The following is a 16,789-nucleotide window of genomic DNA, read 5'->3' on the forward strand; positions in this document are numbered from 1 at the left end:
CTACTTCGATGGAGATAAAAAGATGGAAGAATTGAAGCTGTTATTAGAAAAAGAAGATGCGGTTGAAATCTTACAAAGACAAACTGGGAAAAATATCAATGAAATGAATCTAGATTATTCCCGCTCGATTGTTCCAGAAATTCCCAATGAGGACTTTTTTAAAAAGGACAATATTTTTATCAATAAACATCACCGCTACTCCTATACTCCGGCACATACCCATAGCTTTGTGGAATTTAATTATGTCTACCAAGGCACTTGTCACCAAATTGTAAATGGTGAGGAAGTCTCATTAGCATCTGGACAGGTAATTTTGATGGACAAAAATATAATTCAGCAAATTGACACTGTTGGTGAGGAAGATTTGATTGTAAATATTCTATTAAATTCTGCTACTTTAACGAATGATGTTCTGGATAACTTGGGAATGCGAGACAGTTTGATTAGTCTGTTCTTTATTGAAGCCAGCCAACAAAACAGCACCCATAATAGTTTTATGGTTTTCGATTTAAATGACCTGCCCATTGCAAAGAAAATTTTAGATATCCTGATTGAAAAATATTTGAAAGACAAAAATCCAAATCATGGAACTCTTAATTTCTTACTGGCTTCATTTTTAATGGAGCTGACTGAGGCAGAAAATGTTTACACAAACAAACTTTTCCCTGCAAAAAAGAATCAACTTTACCAGATTCTAAATTATCTAAATGAACATTACACTGACACCTCGTTAACGGATTTATCTAAAAAATTTGGTTATAATAAAAACTATTTAAGTAATTTAATTAAGGAAAAAACTGGTAGTAGTTTTCAGGAATTACTAGACACGAAAAGATTAGCCGTAGCTCAAAAGTTATTGTCAGAGGGCGACTTAACAATTAGCGAGATCTCTGAAAAACTTGGTTATAAAAGTATCCCCTCTCTTTTCAAATTATTTAAAAACAAGATGGGCATCACGCCAAAAGAATTTCAGCATCATCACTTTAAAAAAAATAAAATTGAAGTTAAATCTTACTAGTAAAAAACAAGCAAAAAAGACAAGCAATTTTTAGCAATTGCTTGTCCAATATTTTTTCTATTTTATTTAACAAAGGAATAATAGATTTCTCCTTTAGAGCAGCACAATAAGCTACTCTCTCCTAACTAAATCAAAAGCAACTATCTGATTTTTTCAAATCAAACTTGTTAATCATTAGCATCCAGCCCCCGCATACGGCGGCTTTCAGCCGAAATTTCTTGTTCTCTTTTGCGATTAAAGGGATATAAAATCATCGGGATGATACCCAGCCAAATACAAATCAATGGCAGTATTCCGGTGGCAAAGCGCAGGCCGCGAACTGCTTCTGCTGATTGAACGGCTAAAGTGCCGTCGTAACCGGTGGCTGCCATAACATTTGTGTACATAATCATAAACACACTGCTGAGGGCTGTGCCGAACAAAGTAAACATCCCATTGAATAAGCCCGTTTTTCTGATACCGGTGCGCCACTCATCTTCATCGATAATCAAACTATTCATAATAGCCGTTGATGTGGCAAAGTGAATCGTGCAAATAACCACTAAACCAAAGGCAATTGATACCTGCCACAATTCCGTCGCAAAAGTCAAACCTAAATACCCCAAAGTAGCCGGCAGCATTCCGATGAAAACATTGATTCGTGTGCCGAGATTTTTGACTGAATAATTACTGACGGGCATAATTCCCAGCGCAATCAGATGGGTAACGAAGTTGATAATGGTCGCTTGAGAACCGGTCGCTTGAATAACCGAATCCATATAGTACAGATAGGCCGTTGAATAATAACGAAAAGCACTCATCGCAATCACACCGTAAAGTACCGTTGTCAAAAACGGTCGCGTCTTGATAATTTTCCAAGCCTCCGCCACTGTTTTTTTCACGCTACTTTTGTCATGGTGGAGATTGGCATACATTTCCGGAGTATCTTTTAACCCCCGCAGCGCTAAAACAAAAATAATTGTCTGCACTACTAAGACACCCATTAATATTGGAATAAATAAAGCCCGATTGCCATCACCAATTAGTAATAATGTTGGAATCATCGTTGCCATAAAAGATAACGCATAGGTCAAATAATTTCCGATTGTTCCGATATCCAAACGTTCTTCTTTTGAAGGGGCAGCTAATTGCGTATAGGAAGTATAAGCAATCCCATAAGCCGTCGAAGCAGTGTCGAAAAAGAATAACTCAATGCTGAAGACAATAAAAATGGTCCATTGACTCCACGATGGACTGCTTAAAGCCATCAAAAAAGTCGCCAGCATCATAAAAGGCACAGTCACCTTCATGATGTAAGCATATTTGCCTCGCTTAGGATTATATGGCTTATGATCGAGCCAAGAACCAATTAGCGGATCGTTGATAGCATTCCAAATATTATAAAGCACATAAACCCAGCCCACCCACGCAGCACTTAGACCAATCACATCTGTGTAGTATTTAATAAAAACTTGATGAATGATAACTTGGCTGACAGATAAAATCGGCGCTGGTAAAGAAAGCTGAAATTTTTTCCAAAAGGAAAGTCCACTGCTCTTAAACGCAAAGGATTCCTTTAAAATTTGTAGGAGATTCAGTTTTGACTTCATGCTCATTTCCTCCAAGTGACATTTGGTGTCAGACACAAAAAAGAGTTTTGAAGAAAGCTAACATAATGAAGGCTTTACTTAAAAGGGCAAAGCTTTACACTATGCCCTTTTAAATAAATTTTGCTTTAAAAACTCTTATTTCAACATTTATAAATTTAGCTCTAGTTCAACTAATTCATTCTCTGAAGCCGTAATCAATAAGCTACCGCCAGCGCTGTTGTCATGAGCCTGCAACTCAGTATTTAAGCCCATTTCTGCAAATAATTCTAAATTAACTTTGCTTAAATCTGGCAGGTAAATAGTACTTTCGCCTGTGGTCGCTTGGTAGTGCAGAGTGAATTTTTGGTTTTGATAATCATAGTGATAACTCTCAATTGCGCCAGCAACCATTTGTGGATATGGCCGGTTTAAGACGGCCGCCGTTGGACTTTCAAAATACCCATCATAATAACTCCAATAAGTATGGCCCCAGAGATAGTTTTCCAAGTATTGAATATGAATTTGACTGATACGCTGAGTTTCCGGATCTTGGAAATATGCCCCCCACTCTCCTAAAACCACCGGAACATTTTGTTCTTTTTGGACTTCACGATGAACCATCAAAGTATTTTCAATGCGCTCGGTACTGTAATTTTCAAAATGAGTGGTATCGACAACCAAGTCATAGGCATGGGGCGCAAAAACCTCCTGCTGATTGTCTTTAAAGGTTAAAGCACTGGGGATACCGATATTATTAAAGAAACTGGTCTCTAAGAAAATTAATTTACCATCAATCAGCGGCAGTAAAGCCGTCTCCAATTTATCAAAGAAGGGTTGCAAAATATTTTTTTCAAACTCCTGCACAATCGGTGTCAATAAACCCAGTGCTTGTTTGTAAATATCTAAGTCAGCTAGAGTGCCCAACAATTCTTGTTTGGCAGCATCATCCAGCCATTTGGCCATCAATTCCTCCGGCGATAATTGGAAACGATGCATAAACAAGCCAATTAGCTGGTCCCGCACCTGCGTTCCTGAAGAACCTGGATAAGGCTCATTCATCAAATCAAAGCCGATGACATTTTCTTCATCCTTAAAGAAATTGGCAACAACTTTCCACATCTCAGTATAGTGATCTTGTAGGCCGATGCCGTCAGCGGCCGGTGCATTTTCCCAAAAATGATCGATGGCCCGATTCAATCCTTCACTCAGTTGATACGTGTCACTCCATAATTGGCCATCCATATGGGGAAGGCCATCATCTAACGTCGCCCACAGCGGCGCACCGTCGCCAAATTTTTCACTATACAAATCTTGATGCATATCAATAAAGACATAAATGCCAGCATTCTTAGCCCAACGCACCTGCTCTTTTAGCTTTTCCAAATACACTAAATCAAATTCATTTGGCTTTGGTTCAACGGCCTTCCAAAACAGACCCAAGCGAATTAAATTAATCCCATTATTCCGTAATTGTTGAAATAATGCTTCACCGCCAGGCGTAATGTGTCCCAGCTCACGATTTTTTTCAACTAGGTTTAAGCCATTAAAAATAACTTCTTTCCCACTCTCCGTTAGAAATTTCTGACCTTTGATTCTAATTTTTTCCATAGTGTCCCTCTTCCTTTAAGAAAAATAATTCGATAGATAACGCTTTCAATCTCATGGTAAATACATAACTTTATTAAAAAAATACTATACAAAAATATTAGCATATTTTTCGAAAAAATTACATGACTAATCGCAGTTTTTTTATTAAAACGAGGAACATTATTTACTTTATTTTCTTTAATACAAAAAATAAATAACAGAACGAGAAAATACTGTGATACATATTACTATTTTGAATAAAAAAGATTTTTATCTGACTGATTTTATTTTTTGTTTTAAAGCATTTCACTGCCTTTTTATTTCGCTAATTATTATTTTTGATCAATAAAAAACTCACAGATTTCTAGTACTTTTCAACTAACTACTAGTTTCAACAAAATCACTCAGAAGTTTCACTTGCATTGAGAAGGATTATTCTTACTCTAGACAAATAAGGAAGCGCTACTCGTTGATTATTGGGCTTGAGCTAAAAAAACCCTTCTTATCCCGATAGAATTATCGTCACAAGAAGAGAGATTCCAAAGGTTTGGTAAAAGTAAAAGCTTTTGCTAGTTCATCTAACTAGATGAACTAGCAGAATTAAATCAGTAACAAATTTGCATCAATGCCTGCTAACGACCCGCTTCACAACTGCACAATACTTTTTAAATTAATCTTGTAAAGCAGCCGCTGACTTTAATAATACTCGGTAACTATGCCCCGCTGTTCCTTCAAAAGAAATTGTATCCTGATCAATAATTTGATAAGAAAGTTGCTGATTTTTATCATCGTAAACATTAGCAGTTGCTAAATCAGGATAGCGCAGCTTCACCACTTGCTTGATATTTGGTTTCACAGTTGCTTCGATCAGAGCTTTTTCCTGCCAAGTCAAACTGATTTCAATATTTCCCCGAGCTAGTAACCCCTTTACGAAACCATCCGACCAAATATCCGGCAATGCCGGTAACAATTGAATAAATCCTAGATTGCTTTGCATCAACATTTCTGTCACACCAGCTGTATACCCAAAGTTGCCATCAATTTGAAAGGGCGGATGCGCATCCCACAAATTTGGATAAAGCCCATCTTTAAATAATTTTTTAATCAGCTGGTGCCCTCGATTACCATCTCCGACGCGGGCCCAAGCATTAATCCGCTGCCCCATACCCCAGCCGGTACTTTCATCCCCCCGATCATTTAATGAAATAATCGCTGCTTTCAACAACTCTGGTGTCTCAATTGAAATTAAATTCCCCGGAAATAATCCCAATAAATGTGAAAGATGGCGGTGATTTTTCTCGCCAAGACTTCCCAAAGTTGTTTCGTTGTACCATTCCTTAATTTGTCCATCTTGACCAATTTCAATTGGTCTCAGCTGTGCTTGCGTTTTTTGCCAACTGCTAATTTTTTCCGTGTCTTGACCAAGTATTTTTGCTGCCGTGATAATTGCTTGAAAAAGCTGCCAGATTAGCGACTGTTCGTAAGTATTTCCTGCCGTAATCGGTCCATGCTCTGGTGAAAATGTCGGTTCAGTCTCTAAGCGTCCAGTTTTTGGATCTTTGATTAACAGCTGCTCATACAAAGCCACAGATTCTCTTAACAATGGATAAATCTGCTCTCTCAGAAATTCAGCATCCAGTGTGTATTCGTAATACTCCCAGACATTTTGCAAAATCCACGGCACCGCCGCCGGTGACCAACCCCAATCAAAGGACCAGCCGGGAGCTGTAAAGCCAAATGGCGTATTTTGGGTGTGGGCAGTAAACCCGCTAGTAACGCCAAAATAAATTTCTGCTGAAGCTTTGCCCGGAGCCACCAAAGAATTCAGATAATCAATCAATGGATACGCCGTTTCAACTAAATTTCCATTGTATGTTGGCCAATAGTTCATTTGCAAATTGACATTCATATGAAAATCAGCACCCCACGGCACACGTTCAGCGTCCCCCACCCGATTTTGCCACACTCCTTGCAAATTCGCTGGTAAACCGCCTTTTCTAGAAGAGGCGATGGCTAGATAACGACCGTATTGATAAAGTAACACTTCCAGCTGTCTTGCTTCAGCATCCGTGGCAAGTCCTTCATTATATTTATTTAGCAGCCGATCGGTTGGCACAGGAGCAGCTATCTGCCCCAGCTTTAATTGAACTCGATTAAATAACTGCTGATAATCTGCTAAGTGATTTTCTTTAATTTTTTGATAACCTTTTTTAACGGCTGCTGTTAAAATTTTTGAAACCCGCTCGTTAAGCTGTCGACTGTTTTCTCCAGTACGATAGTTGGGATAGCTATTTTGGTAATCCGTACTAGCCGTGACAAAAATCGTCACGAAAGTTGCCTCTCTGACAGCCAGTGTTTCTCCATTATTTGTAAAAATTTCCCCATCAGTCTCACCAATTTGCAATTGGCTGTTTAAAAGTAGTTGATTATCCTGCAGACTTCCGCTGACAGTAATGTTTTTTTCTACAATTTTAGTTGTAACTTCCTTGCCTAAGTTTCCCTCAAGAACCTCTTTTTCATTATGAATCGGAAAGCCTATATCAAAATTTAATTTTTCATTTTTGGCTGTGTAGTAAAGGGCAATGACATTATCGGGGTAACTAGCTAGATATTCTCTTGAAAAACTCCCACCCTGATAATCAAAAGAAACTGTTGCTAGTCCTTTGGTTAAATCCAATGAGCGAAGATAATTTTCCGCCTGTGATTCGTCCATTAGAAAATCAACGTAAATATTTCCCCACGACTGATAAGCGCCATAGCCGTTTGACTCACCAACTAATTTCTGAGCCAACTCAGCCGCTTGCTCATCTTGATTTGCTTGAAACAGCTCAATAACTTTTTGATAAACCGCTGACATTTTTTTCCCATTTTCTGCAATCGGCTTATTGCCACCATTATAGTCAGGGCGCCTCGTACTGGGACCACCATTCCATAAAGTTTCCTGATTGAAGGACAGCCGCTCTTGGCTAATCTCTCCGTAAATATTAGCCCCCATGCTACTGTTGCCGATTGGCAAAGTGAATTGCTGCCACAAATTGTCTTCTTCAGTCGTATGAAAAGCTCCAGGGGATAAAATTGTCTTGCCTTTTGAGGCAGGTTCGGTGTACCACAAAATCAGGGGATTTAAAGGTTGCCGTTGTATTACCACTTTTGTTTTCATGGGCTAACTCCTTAGAAAATAAACTCAGTCTAAAATGAATAATAAAAATGGATTTGCAGTGGCTTTGCAACTCATCCTTTAAAAATAGTGATTTCTTCTGTCAATCACTTCATAAAATGAGCTGGATTTTTTCCTTTTTTAACTCTTCAAATAGGATTGTGTTTCAAAAAAAAAAACAGCACTGAAATAACAAATATTTGCCATTCAGTACTGTTGAAATATTTGTCTAACAGATAGGTGGTAAAGAAACAAACCTATCCCTCAAACAAGGTGTTTTATTAAAAGTTATCATCCAAAGGATAGTATTTTCATGCTTACTGTAATTCATACTATCTAACGAAAAGACGATTTACTACTTAAATTAATGCCTAAAATTTTTTTAGAGCAGACCTAATCTAAATCAATTCGCACATCATCTTTTAAGATATTATCAATTGTCAGCTGCATCAAACTGATAATTTGCTCATCAGTCGGTTTGATAATCGCCGAAGACATCAACGAGGCGATTCCGGTAGCAACTACCCAACAGCCCATATTAAGAGACTGAATCTGCTCTGGAGAAAGATTTTCATAATTGGAATCCTTTGAGGCCAGCTCAGCAAAAAGACTATTAGAAAATTCCTGCATTTTATTGCCAAAACCTGATTCCTCCAAGTAAAGCGCCCGGTAAAGTTGCTTTTCCCGTTCGGCAAAATGGATGTAATTCAGCGCTAAATCAATTAGCGGCTGACGAGTGTGTTCCACCATAAAAACTTCATCTGCCAAATAGGCATAAAGCTGGTCCAATAATGCTTCCTTCAGGTCGTTCATGTTTTTGAATTCCAAATAGATTGGTTGAGTCGAACAGCCCATCTTAGCAGCAATATTTCTGGCGGTAAAACGTGAGAATCCTTCGGTTGCGACAACTTCGTATGCAGCTTTTAAAATTTGTTCTTTTGTTATTGTTTTCTTGCGGGCCATGATGATTCCTCCCTGTCTGGCGTCGGTAACAACGTTTTCAATCTCTGTTATATTTACATTTTACCACGTTTTAATTAAAGTGCAAAACTCTTTTTAGATAAGCATTCAATTATGACCATGTAATTTAATTAAACCTTCAATAAGTTATCAAAACAAATGTTTCCAGTGGTAATAATTGTTTTTAAGATTTGCAAATGCTATCATATTTCATGTAATTAAAAATAAGGGGGATTTCCTGATGTCAAGTGAATTTCAAACAGAGTTAAAAAAATATGCTCAGCTAATTACCGAAGTCGGTGTAAATGTTGAAAAAGGACATACGATTGTGGTGCAAGCCAGTGTCGATCAAGCGCCGTTAGTCCGTTTGATTACCGAACACGCCTACAAATTAGGAGCCGCTGAAGTCATTGTCCAATGGAACGATGATTTTATCCAAAAAGAATTTTTAGCCAATGCTGACGACGACCGCCTGGAAAATATTCCGCAGTATGTGGTTGATCGCTCAGATGATTGGGTTGCCAAAGGTGCCAGCCGCATCAGTATTGTCTCAGCAAATCCCGATTCATTGGCCGGTGTCGATGCTGACCGTGTCGCTACATATCAAGCAGCAGCCGGAAAAGCCATGGCGAACCTCAGAAAAGCAACTCAAGCCAATAAAGTCAGCTGGACAGTTGTAGCTGCTGCTGGTAAAGAATGGGCAGCAAAGGTCTTTCCAGATTTAAGCTCTTCAAAAGAACAAGTTGAAGCCTTGTGGTCAGAAATTTTTAAAACGACCCGCATCGATCAAGCGAATCCTGTTCAAGCGTGGAAGGATCATGATGCCAAGTTAGCCTCAAAGGCTGCTGAGTTAAACAAAGAACAATTTACTGCCCTGCATTATACTGCTCCAGGAACAGATTTGATTGTTGGCTTGCCAAAAAATCATCTTTGGGAAGGCGCCGGTAGCTTCAATGCCCGCGGCGAAAAATTTATGGCCAATATGCCAACTGAAGAAGTCTTTACCGCTCCCGATGCAAATCGAGTTGATGGTGTTGTCTCCAGCACTAAGCCATTAAGTTATGCTGGCACTACCCTTTTAGGGATGAAATTTACATTTAAAGATGGCAAAGTTGTTGATTTTTCAGCCGAACAAGGGCAAGAAGTTTTAGCAAAATTATTGGCAATTGACGAAGGTGCCAAACATTTAGGCGAAGTCGCTTTAGTGCCTGACCCTTCACCAATTTCTCAATCTGGCATCACTTTCTACAATACTTTATTTGATGAAAATGCTTCAAATCATTTAGCATTAGGTTCAGCCTACGCCTTTAGTATTGAAGGCGGCACCGAAATGTCAGAAGAAGAATTGATTGCTGCCGGTTTAAACCGCAGCCACACCCACGTCGACTTTATGATTGGTTCCTCACAGATGAACATTGACGGCATCAAAGCCGATGGCACAAGAGTCCCTGTGTTTAGAAATGGTGATTGGGCGTAAATAAAAAGGCAGCATCCTGATTCCCATATATCAGGATGCTGCTATTTTTTATCCTAAATTTGTCCAGGTTGGCGTTACTCCCCACACAAAGCCACGGTAATAACAAATAATTAAATAAAGCACTAAAATAATAATCGTACTACTTAGGCTAATGCGTTTAACAACTTTTTCTGGAAGTTGCAGCTCATATTTAGTCCCGAAGTTTTGCAACAGCGGTAGAAATAGAATTAGAAAAGGACTTATATAACGACCAGATAAGTCATCAAACGGCTGCTTGTTTAAAAGTAAATAGAATCCTGCAAAAATCCCAAGCCAATTCAATAGAAAAACACCAATAGAAATAGTTTGGCTAGCTCCAAACCAGCGCCTTTTTTTCCCTGTCAATAATACTAAAAATAAGCAAAGTAGCCACAGTATATTCAATAAATTGGGTAAAATTAATGGTGTCACCTGCCAAAGCTGTCTGGCTCTCCTCCCCATGGTTTCAACATTTAAATAATTTGTGAAAAAAACCTTAGCCAATTCCACTAAATTAATTTGCCAATGTAAAACTATCAGAAATATCCCAATCAATAAAACCCCAGAAATGACCAATAAGCTGCGCTGGTGCTTTTTTAACTTTTTGAACCAATTAAGAACTGGCTGATGGAGACTTGGTAGCGCTAAAAGCAATGGTAAAGCAAAAAGATAATTATTTTTTAAAAAGAACAATAAAATCAGCGAAGTTGTTAAGCCAAGCCACTCTCTCTTGGTATACTCTGCAAATTTCAGTTTCTGCTGTAAGTTGAAAATCATCATAATAAAAAATGACACCACAACATAACAAAAAACATCATAGCTGGGACTAGCCAATTTTTGAATAAAAGGTACCGTAAAAAGCATTATCAATGACCATTGGCCTACCTTGCTGGCTTTGATAATAAAATAAAAACTAATTAAAAAGAACAGCAGATTTGTCAGCCGGGAAAAGACCAAAATCCAGCCAATGCTCGGATAGATAAAACGGCCGATTAACGCGCCTAGCGCAGCCGGCAGATGGGCAATATCAATTCGACTAATTAAATTACTGTCCGTTAAAATATTCAACGCCACACCATCAGCACTGATTGCCGTGATTTTTTGACTAAATAGCTGACCTAAATCGATATTTTTCGGTAGCGAGGTCGCCACCATTTCAATTTCCCTAAGAGCTTCTTCTGACATCGCCTCAGGATGATTGGCACTAAACATATTGTAAACAACGCTAAGATGGAATCCTTCGTCTCCATTAGATAATGGAAACGTCACAAAAATCGACAGCAGTCCAAAAACAAACATGATCACAAAAAAAGTTATCGCCGGTTTTCTTTGATTTATTCCCACACTCACACCATCCCTCAAAAATAAGAAAAGACTACAACATAAAAGCTTTTATAGATTGACCATCTGAACCACCTTGCTTTCACTAACGCTAAATAGTATGACAAAAAAGTTGGTATGTCTCTGCTCTCCCTGCGATTACAGACCCATATAAACTATTTTGGACAGCGATTGTTGCTAAAGTTTCGGAAAATCAAATCTACTTTGACTTATGCTACAGTCTCTTTTTATGACGTCCCCTGCCGGAATCGAACCAGCAACTAATCCTTAGGAGGGACTTGTTATATCCATTTAACTAAGGGGACAAATACTTTACTATTTTATCTTTGCAAAATGTTTATGTCAAACGCTTTTAAGGTTATAATGATATAGTAATTAAAATTTTGGAGGTTTTAAAATGGTAAAAAGATTAATTAGCGCATTTTCTAGCGAAATCGCTAACATGACAGCAGCTGAGTTGAAACAATCAATTAAAGCTAGTGAAGGCCGGACAATTGCGGTGGAAAATGTGGTCTTGGCTTCACCGGCAGCTGGCGATATTACTAATGCAGAAGTGGTTAGCGCTTATGGAGCCGATTTAATTTTGCTAAACGCTTTTGATTGTTTCCGTCCGATTGTTTTTGGAATGCCTGGCACTACTGTTGAAGATTCTTTTGCACAATTGATGAATCCAGAAGTAGAAGTTGAAAATCCGATTCCTACTTTGAAAAAATTAACGGGCCGACCAATTGGAATCAATCTTGAACCAATTGCTTTTTCAGATGACATGCTAAGTGAACGAATTTCAATTAGCTCTGGTCGAACTAGCTCACCAGAAACAATCCAAAAAGCTGAGGAAATGGGTGTTGATTTCATTTGTTTTACTGGCAATCCTGGAACCGGTGTGACCAATGCAGCGATTGCAGATGCCGTTAAGGTTGCTAAACAACATTTCAGCGGTTTAATCATCGCCGGTAAAATGCATTCGGCTGGCTCTAGTGAACCTGTTGTGACACCAGAAGCCGTTGAAGCTTACGCTAAAGCAGGTGCAGATATTTTATTATTACCGGCTGTCGGAACAATTCAAGGTTTTACTGAAAAACACTTAATTGAAGCTGTTGAAATTGCGAAAAGCTACGACTTGTTAACGATGACAGCCATCGGAACTAGTCAGGAAAGTGCCCGTCCGGAAACCATTCGTCAGATGGCGATTGTCAATAAAACTTGTGGCGTGGATATCCAACACATCGGAGATGCCGGTTTTGGCGGAATGACTTTACCAGAAAATATTTATGAAATGTCGATTGCTATCCGCGGATTGCGCCATACAATTAACCGTATCGGCCGTTCAGTAAATCGTTAAAATTCTTTAAGAATAGGCAAAAAACTTTTAATCTAACTCTTCAGTTGCTATCATGTTTTTAAGGACCAAAAAAATTTGAACAGTCTTGCTCCTTCATCACGAGTGAGGTAACTGAAATTAGGAGTGATCGAAGATGAAAAAAACGTCAGAAGAAATCTACGCTAAACGTTTCCATCAGTCAAAAGTCAGTCGCGAGTTAGTTATCAAGGCCGCTCTCAAAAATTTCCACGAAGATCCTGAAAATCAACGTCCCAAAACTAAAATTCGGTATAAATTAACCAAATCAGCTCGACTTTTTGAGTGATTTGCTTTCTTTTAAAACTAAATAGTTCCAATCAAAAAAACGTCGATTTGCTTTAACAGCAGTCGACGTTTTTCATTTTCTCAGAAAATGCTAGGCAAAAGAAAAAATAGAATATTCCCATTGATTTTCCTGTTTTGTAATAGAGATTTTAGATTTTGTTTTTACATTTAGTAAATGCTAATTTTTTTTCAAGCATAAAACTATCCCCTTCTAAAAGAGCACATGCTTAAAAATAATCCTCCAAAATTGGTTTTTGTGGCAAAATTCGTTGACCCAAGTCCGTTAATAAATCTTCGGGAGCTTGAATTTTCTCGAAAAATTTTAGCTCCTCACCAGAACGAAAACCTAGCATCAATTGTGTCAAAGCTTGAATATCACAGATTAAAGTGCTGAGTTCAGCCTGCAGATTGTCAGAAACAATCTGGCAGTCCCCATTAGCTGAAATCGTGATTTGATATTTACCGGTATTCCAAGAGGCATAGCGATCTTCAGTCAGCTCCAGAATAAAATTTAAGTTTGTTGCCGCCGCTAAGAAAGAATATTCTTCTAAGAAATTTGCCACGTTGACAATTCTGCCCATCATTTCTGGTCGAACAGAAACCTCCAACGCTGGTTTAGCAAAAAGATAATTCAAATTGCTTTCACTTTTTCCAGTTTCATAATGAAATTTTCCAAAAGAATCGCGATGACTGCCACAATAGTTAGCCAAGCTCCAAAAAGCCGCTGCCGTCAGATATTCCCACTCAACAATTGTGAATTGGCCTTCATCAAAACGGTAAGCTAGATAGCCTTTAGCTAAGCCCTCTTCATCAAAATAAACCGCATATTGACTATGATGGTGCATCTCAAATTTATATTGATACCACCAGTCTGCTCTTTTTACTGGGCCCACTTGATTTTCCATAACTGCTTCATAAACGCTTTTGATATTAGGCTGAGCCTCTTGAAAACTCAGTCGCTTAACTGTGCCCACTTGAGGATTTGCTTTCGGCCAATCTGAACCGGCAATCTCGTAAATTGTTTTTTCAAACAAATACTCGTAGCCGTAACGACGATAAAAGGGATAGGAAAATGGCGCTAAATAAGTTAAAGCCACCCCCGCTTGATTCAAGTCATTTAGCATTTTTTCCATTAATTTGTTAATGCCTCCCTGACCACGATACTCTGGATAAGAGGACACTGTACCGATACCGGCCATTTTGAACAATTTAGGGCCAATCCAGATGTCAAAAGGTGTCGCTTGCAACTGACTGGCCAAAACATCATCGACCAAATGTCCGTAATTCCATGAATGCTCTACTAGGCAATCAAAACGCTGCCGAATTTCCGGTGTATCTGTTGAACGAAACGCATATTTCCCCAGCTCAAACATTTCTCGGTTACGATTTTCAATCAAACCTGTAGTTTCCATAAGTCACCTCGTAAAAGTTTTTCTATTCCTCTGACAATTAAATTCCTTATTATTTTACCATAAAGCACAACGAGAAGAATCCACCATAAAAAAGAGACAATAACAATAGCTGTTAAACAGAAATTTTTCCGAATAAATAACTAGGCACTGCTTACTTCTGGTGTCAAGTAAGCGTGCATGCTTGCCGTCTGCTTGCCTTTTAACAAGTAAGGCTCGGTAAAATTTCTGTATTCACTAATGTTATAGTCTCTCTACTTGAAGATTAGTCGAGCCTGTTTAAAATGGCATTCAATTGTATTAATGCTCCCATAAAAACTTAAAAGCCATTATTTTCTGTCAGTTCCTTAAACCACAACCCACTCTTTTTTAAAGAACGAGCAAAATTATTTTCTAAATCTACTCGATAAAATCCATAACGATTTTTATAGGCATTTAACCATGACCAACAATCGACAAAAGTCCATGTATGGTAGCCAAAGCAATTACTTCCTTCAGTAATTCCTCTGTGTAATTCAGCCAAATGTTCCTCCATAAATTCGATTCGATAGTCATCTTGTACCATACCGTCTTTAATAAATTTCTCTTCACCTTCGACACCCATGCCGTTTTCTGATACATACCATGGAATGTTTCGATATTCATTTTTGATTAACATAGCCATGTCGTATAATGCTTTGGGATAAATTTCCCATCCTCGATAAGGATTCATTCGACGTTCTGGCCAAATATATGGTTCGAATAAATCTTCGAGTGAAGTGATTGGATAATTTGGATTACTTGGGGCCTGAACCCGCATCGGTTGATAGTAATTTAGTCCAAGAAAGTCAACAGGATATTCTTTTATTAGAGCTTTGTCCCCTTCTTGAGTTTGTGGTGTCAATCCAGCTGCTTTAGTCAGGTCAATTAGCTTGCTAGGTATCTCTCCTAGAACACAAGGATCAATAAAACTTTTAATTGCAATCAAATCGGCATATTCTTTTGCTTGTAAGTCTTCATCGCTGTTACTTCTTGCATAAGCTGGAGTGACATTCAAAATAATTCCAATTTCACCAATTTTTCCAGACTCACGAAATGCCTTAACCGCTTCAAAATGCGCCAATAGAGTATGATAACCAACTTGAACAGCTTTTTTTATATCATGAATAGCAGGATAGTGAAACTCCTGCAAATAAGCAGCTTCAATGTGAACTAATGGCTCATTAAAAGTTGACCAGCGATGAACTAAATCGCCAAACTCTTCAAAAACTGTTTTTGCATAAAAGCCAAAAGCACTTACAGATTCACGAGTTTCCCAGCCACCTTTTTTCATCAACCACCAAGGCATATCAAAATGGAACAGATTCATGATAGGCTCAATTCCATTATCTAAAAGGCATTGAAAGTAACTTCGATAAAAATCTACTGCCTCTGGGTTCAGAGTTTCTCCATCGGGCAATAACCGAGCCCATGAAATAGATGTTCGATAAGAATTCATTCCGATTTCTTTCATTCGATTAACATCTTCTTGATACAAATCGTAAACATCTGAGGTATCCTCTGGACCTATTTGATTAAAGAATTTTTCGGGAGCCATTTCAAACCATTTATCCCACGTTGTCGGACTTTTTCCATCTGTCGAGCCATGCCCCTCAGTTTGTGGCGCAGATGCGGCTGCGCCCCATAAAAAATTATCTGGAAATTTTTTCATTTCTGTTCCTCCTCTAATAGTTAAGAATACTCAGTTGCTTTAATAGTTTGAAAATTAACTAATTAATTTAGCGAATCAGTCGTATATACTCTTCAACCTACTACTTTGTGGAATGAATCAAATAAAAAAGTGGCTTCATTTGGCTTTTTCAGTACCGTTACGACGGTCTTATTAAAGCTACAAAGGAATCACCACCAATTCAAAGCTGGACTTTTCTTATAATGATTAACTAAATAAAGATATACATTGCAAAAAATATTTACTGGCATACAATTGCTAATTTCCATAGCTGCTATCAATAGATTCTCTAATAAGATTCTTCCATCATTTGCAACATCTTTTTAAAATGACGTTTCTTAAAAAAGGTCATTAGTGAGCCTATTAAAAGGTCATTTAGACGTTGAAATAAACCATAGGAGACCATGGATTCTTTATAAACTAGCTGACAAGTTTCATCATTTACTGGGATAATCGTATATTCTGTAACAAAATCGTTCTTAGTAGTAGATGTCCGAAAGCGATAAATAGAATTTGTTTCAGCTTCCTCAATTTTAATTTTTGCGCTAATGTTGCGGGAAAATTTTTTAACGTATTCAAAATCTTTTAACTGCTTTTCGTTCACAATCTTCCCAGTAACTGAATGAATATCATACAACACTGAATCAATAATTTTTTTATAAAAAATATCTGCAGGTATCTTCATTTGTCGTTTGACTTCCATTATTTTTTAGCCTCCTTGGTTTTCTTCTCTTCCTTTTTTTTACCTTTGAAGTAAAAATAACCACCAACACACACTAAAGTAATTCCAGTAGTGAGGCTTAAAAAATCATAGCTAGCAGTCATTGGATTCATTGCATAAACAATGATTAAAAAACCAATGCTACATAAAAACAGTCCATTTTTTAACATTTCGAACACT

13 protein-coding genes and 1 tRNA gene are annotated in these 16,789 nt (G+C 37.9%); 4 read left to right on the top strand and 10 right to left on the bottom strand.

Annotated features, from left to right (window positions below):
* Window positions 1–22: 22 nt before the first annotated feature.
* On the top strand, window positions 23–1,018 hold the full coding sequence (locus ORH16_RS00645) for an AraC family transcriptional regulator (protein WP_265455302.1): 996 nt from the start codon (window positions 23–25) through the stop codon (window positions 1,016–1,018).
* A 167-nt stretch (window positions 1,019–1,185) separates the two neighbouring features.
* On the opposite strand, the gene ORH16_RS00650 is transcribed toward ORH16_RS00645, so the two are convergent.
* From ORH16_RS00650 to ORH16_RS00665, 4 genes are all read right to left on the bottom strand, one after another.
* Window positions 1,186–2,607: an MFS transporter gene (locus tag ORH16_RS00650; protein WP_265455304.1), complete on the bottom strand. Its 1,422-nt coding sequence runs from the start codon at window positions 2,605–2,607 to the stop codon at window positions 1,186–1,188.
* Between the two features lie 147 nt (window positions 2,608–2,754).
* The gene (locus ORH16_RS00655) at window positions 2,755–4,194 is read right to left on the bottom strand and encodes a cellulase family glycosylhydrolase (RefSeq protein WP_265455306.1); all 1,440 of its coding nucleotides are present in this window, start codon (window positions 4,192–4,194) and stop codon (window positions 2,755–2,757) included.
* Window positions 4,195–4,843: 649 nt separating this feature from the next.
* Window positions 4,844–7,333: a glycosyl hydrolase family 95 catalytic domain-containing protein gene (locus tag ORH16_RS00660; protein WP_265455308.1), complete on the bottom strand. Its 2,490-nt coding sequence runs from the start codon at window positions 7,331–7,333 to the stop codon at window positions 4,844–4,846.
* 390 nt (window positions 7,334–7,723) lie between these two features.
* The gene (locus ORH16_RS00665) at window positions 7,724–8,293 is read right to left on the bottom strand and encodes a TetR/AcrR family transcriptional regulator (protein ID WP_265455309.1); all 570 of its coding nucleotides are present in this window, start codon (window positions 8,291–8,293) and stop codon (window positions 7,724–7,726) included.
* Between the two features lie 238 nt (window positions 8,294–8,531).
* On the opposite strand from ORH16_RS00665, the gene ORH16_RS00670 reads away from it, so the two are divergent.
* Window positions 8,532–9,767, top strand: a complete 1,236-nt coding sequence (locus tag ORH16_RS00670) for an aminopeptidase (protein WP_265455311.1) — start codon at window positions 8,532–8,534, stop codon at window positions 9,765–9,767.
* Window positions 9,768–9,815: 48 nt separating this feature from the next.
* Here the strand turns inward: ORH16_RS00670 and ORH16_RS00675 are convergent, their stop codons facing one another.
* Both ORH16_RS00675 and ORH16_RS00680 read right to left on the bottom strand, forming a co-directional pair.
* On the bottom strand, window positions 9,816–11,135 hold the full coding sequence (locus ORH16_RS00675) for a DUF2142 domain-containing protein (RefSeq protein WP_265455313.1): 1,320 nt from the start codon (window positions 11,133–11,135) through the stop codon (window positions 9,816–9,818).
* Between the two features lie 224 nt (window positions 11,136–11,359).
* A tRNA-Arg gene (locus ORH16_RS00680) sits at window positions 11,360–11,431 on the bottom strand.
* A gap of 92 nt (window positions 11,432–11,523) precedes the next feature.
* Between ORH16_RS00680 and ORH16_RS00685 the strand changes: the two genes are divergently transcribed.
* Window positions 11,524–12,468 (top strand): haloacid dehalogenase-like hydrolase, encoded by a 945-nt coding sequence (locus ORH16_RS00685; RefSeq protein WP_265455315.1) that lies wholly within the window; start codon window positions 11,524–11,526, stop codon window positions 12,466–12,468.
* 133 nt (window positions 12,469–12,601) lie between these two features.
* The gene (locus ORH16_RS00690; protein WP_265455317.1) at window positions 12,602–12,772 is read left to right on the top strand and encodes a hypothetical protein; all 171 of its coding nucleotides are present in this window, start codon (window positions 12,602–12,604) and stop codon (window positions 12,770–12,772) included.
* Window positions 12,773–12,998: 226 nt separating this feature from the next.
* Here the strand turns inward: ORH16_RS00690 and eis are convergent, their stop codons facing one another.
* From eis to ORH16_RS00710, 4 genes are all read right to left on the bottom strand, one after another.
* Window positions 12,999–14,183 (bottom strand): GNAT family N-acetyltransferase, encoded by a 1,185-nt coding sequence (eis, locus tag ORH16_RS00695; RefSeq protein WP_265455319.1) that lies wholly within the window; start codon window positions 14,181–14,183, stop codon window positions 12,999–13,001.
* A 316-nt stretch (window positions 14,184–14,499) separates the two neighbouring features.
* Complete coding sequence (locus tag ORH16_RS00700; RefSeq protein ID WP_265455321.1) at window positions 14,500–15,870, bottom strand: glycoside hydrolase family 1 protein; 1,371 nt, start codon at window positions 15,868–15,870, stop codon at window positions 14,500–14,502.
* A gap of 307 nt (window positions 15,871–16,177) precedes the next feature.
* Window positions 16,178–16,591 (bottom strand): DUF3284 domain-containing protein, encoded by a 414-nt coding sequence (locus ORH16_RS00705; protein WP_265455323.1) that lies wholly within the window; start codon window positions 16,589–16,591, stop codon window positions 16,178–16,180.
* Window positions 16,591–16,779: a DUF3188 domain-containing protein gene (locus ORH16_RS00710; protein ID WP_265455324.1), complete on the bottom strand. Its 189-nt coding sequence runs from the start codon at window positions 16,777–16,779 to the stop codon at window positions 16,591–16,593. Before ORH16_RS00710 ends, ORH16_RS00705 begins: the two co-directional genes overlap by 1 nt.
* Window positions 16,780–16,789: the final 10 nt, after the last annotated feature.

The sequence above is a fragment of the Enterococcus sp. HY326 genome (genome assembly GCF_026157065.1).
In the GTDB taxonomy this organism is placed as follows: Bacteria; Bacillota; Bacilli; order Lactobacillales; family Enterococcaceae; genus HY326.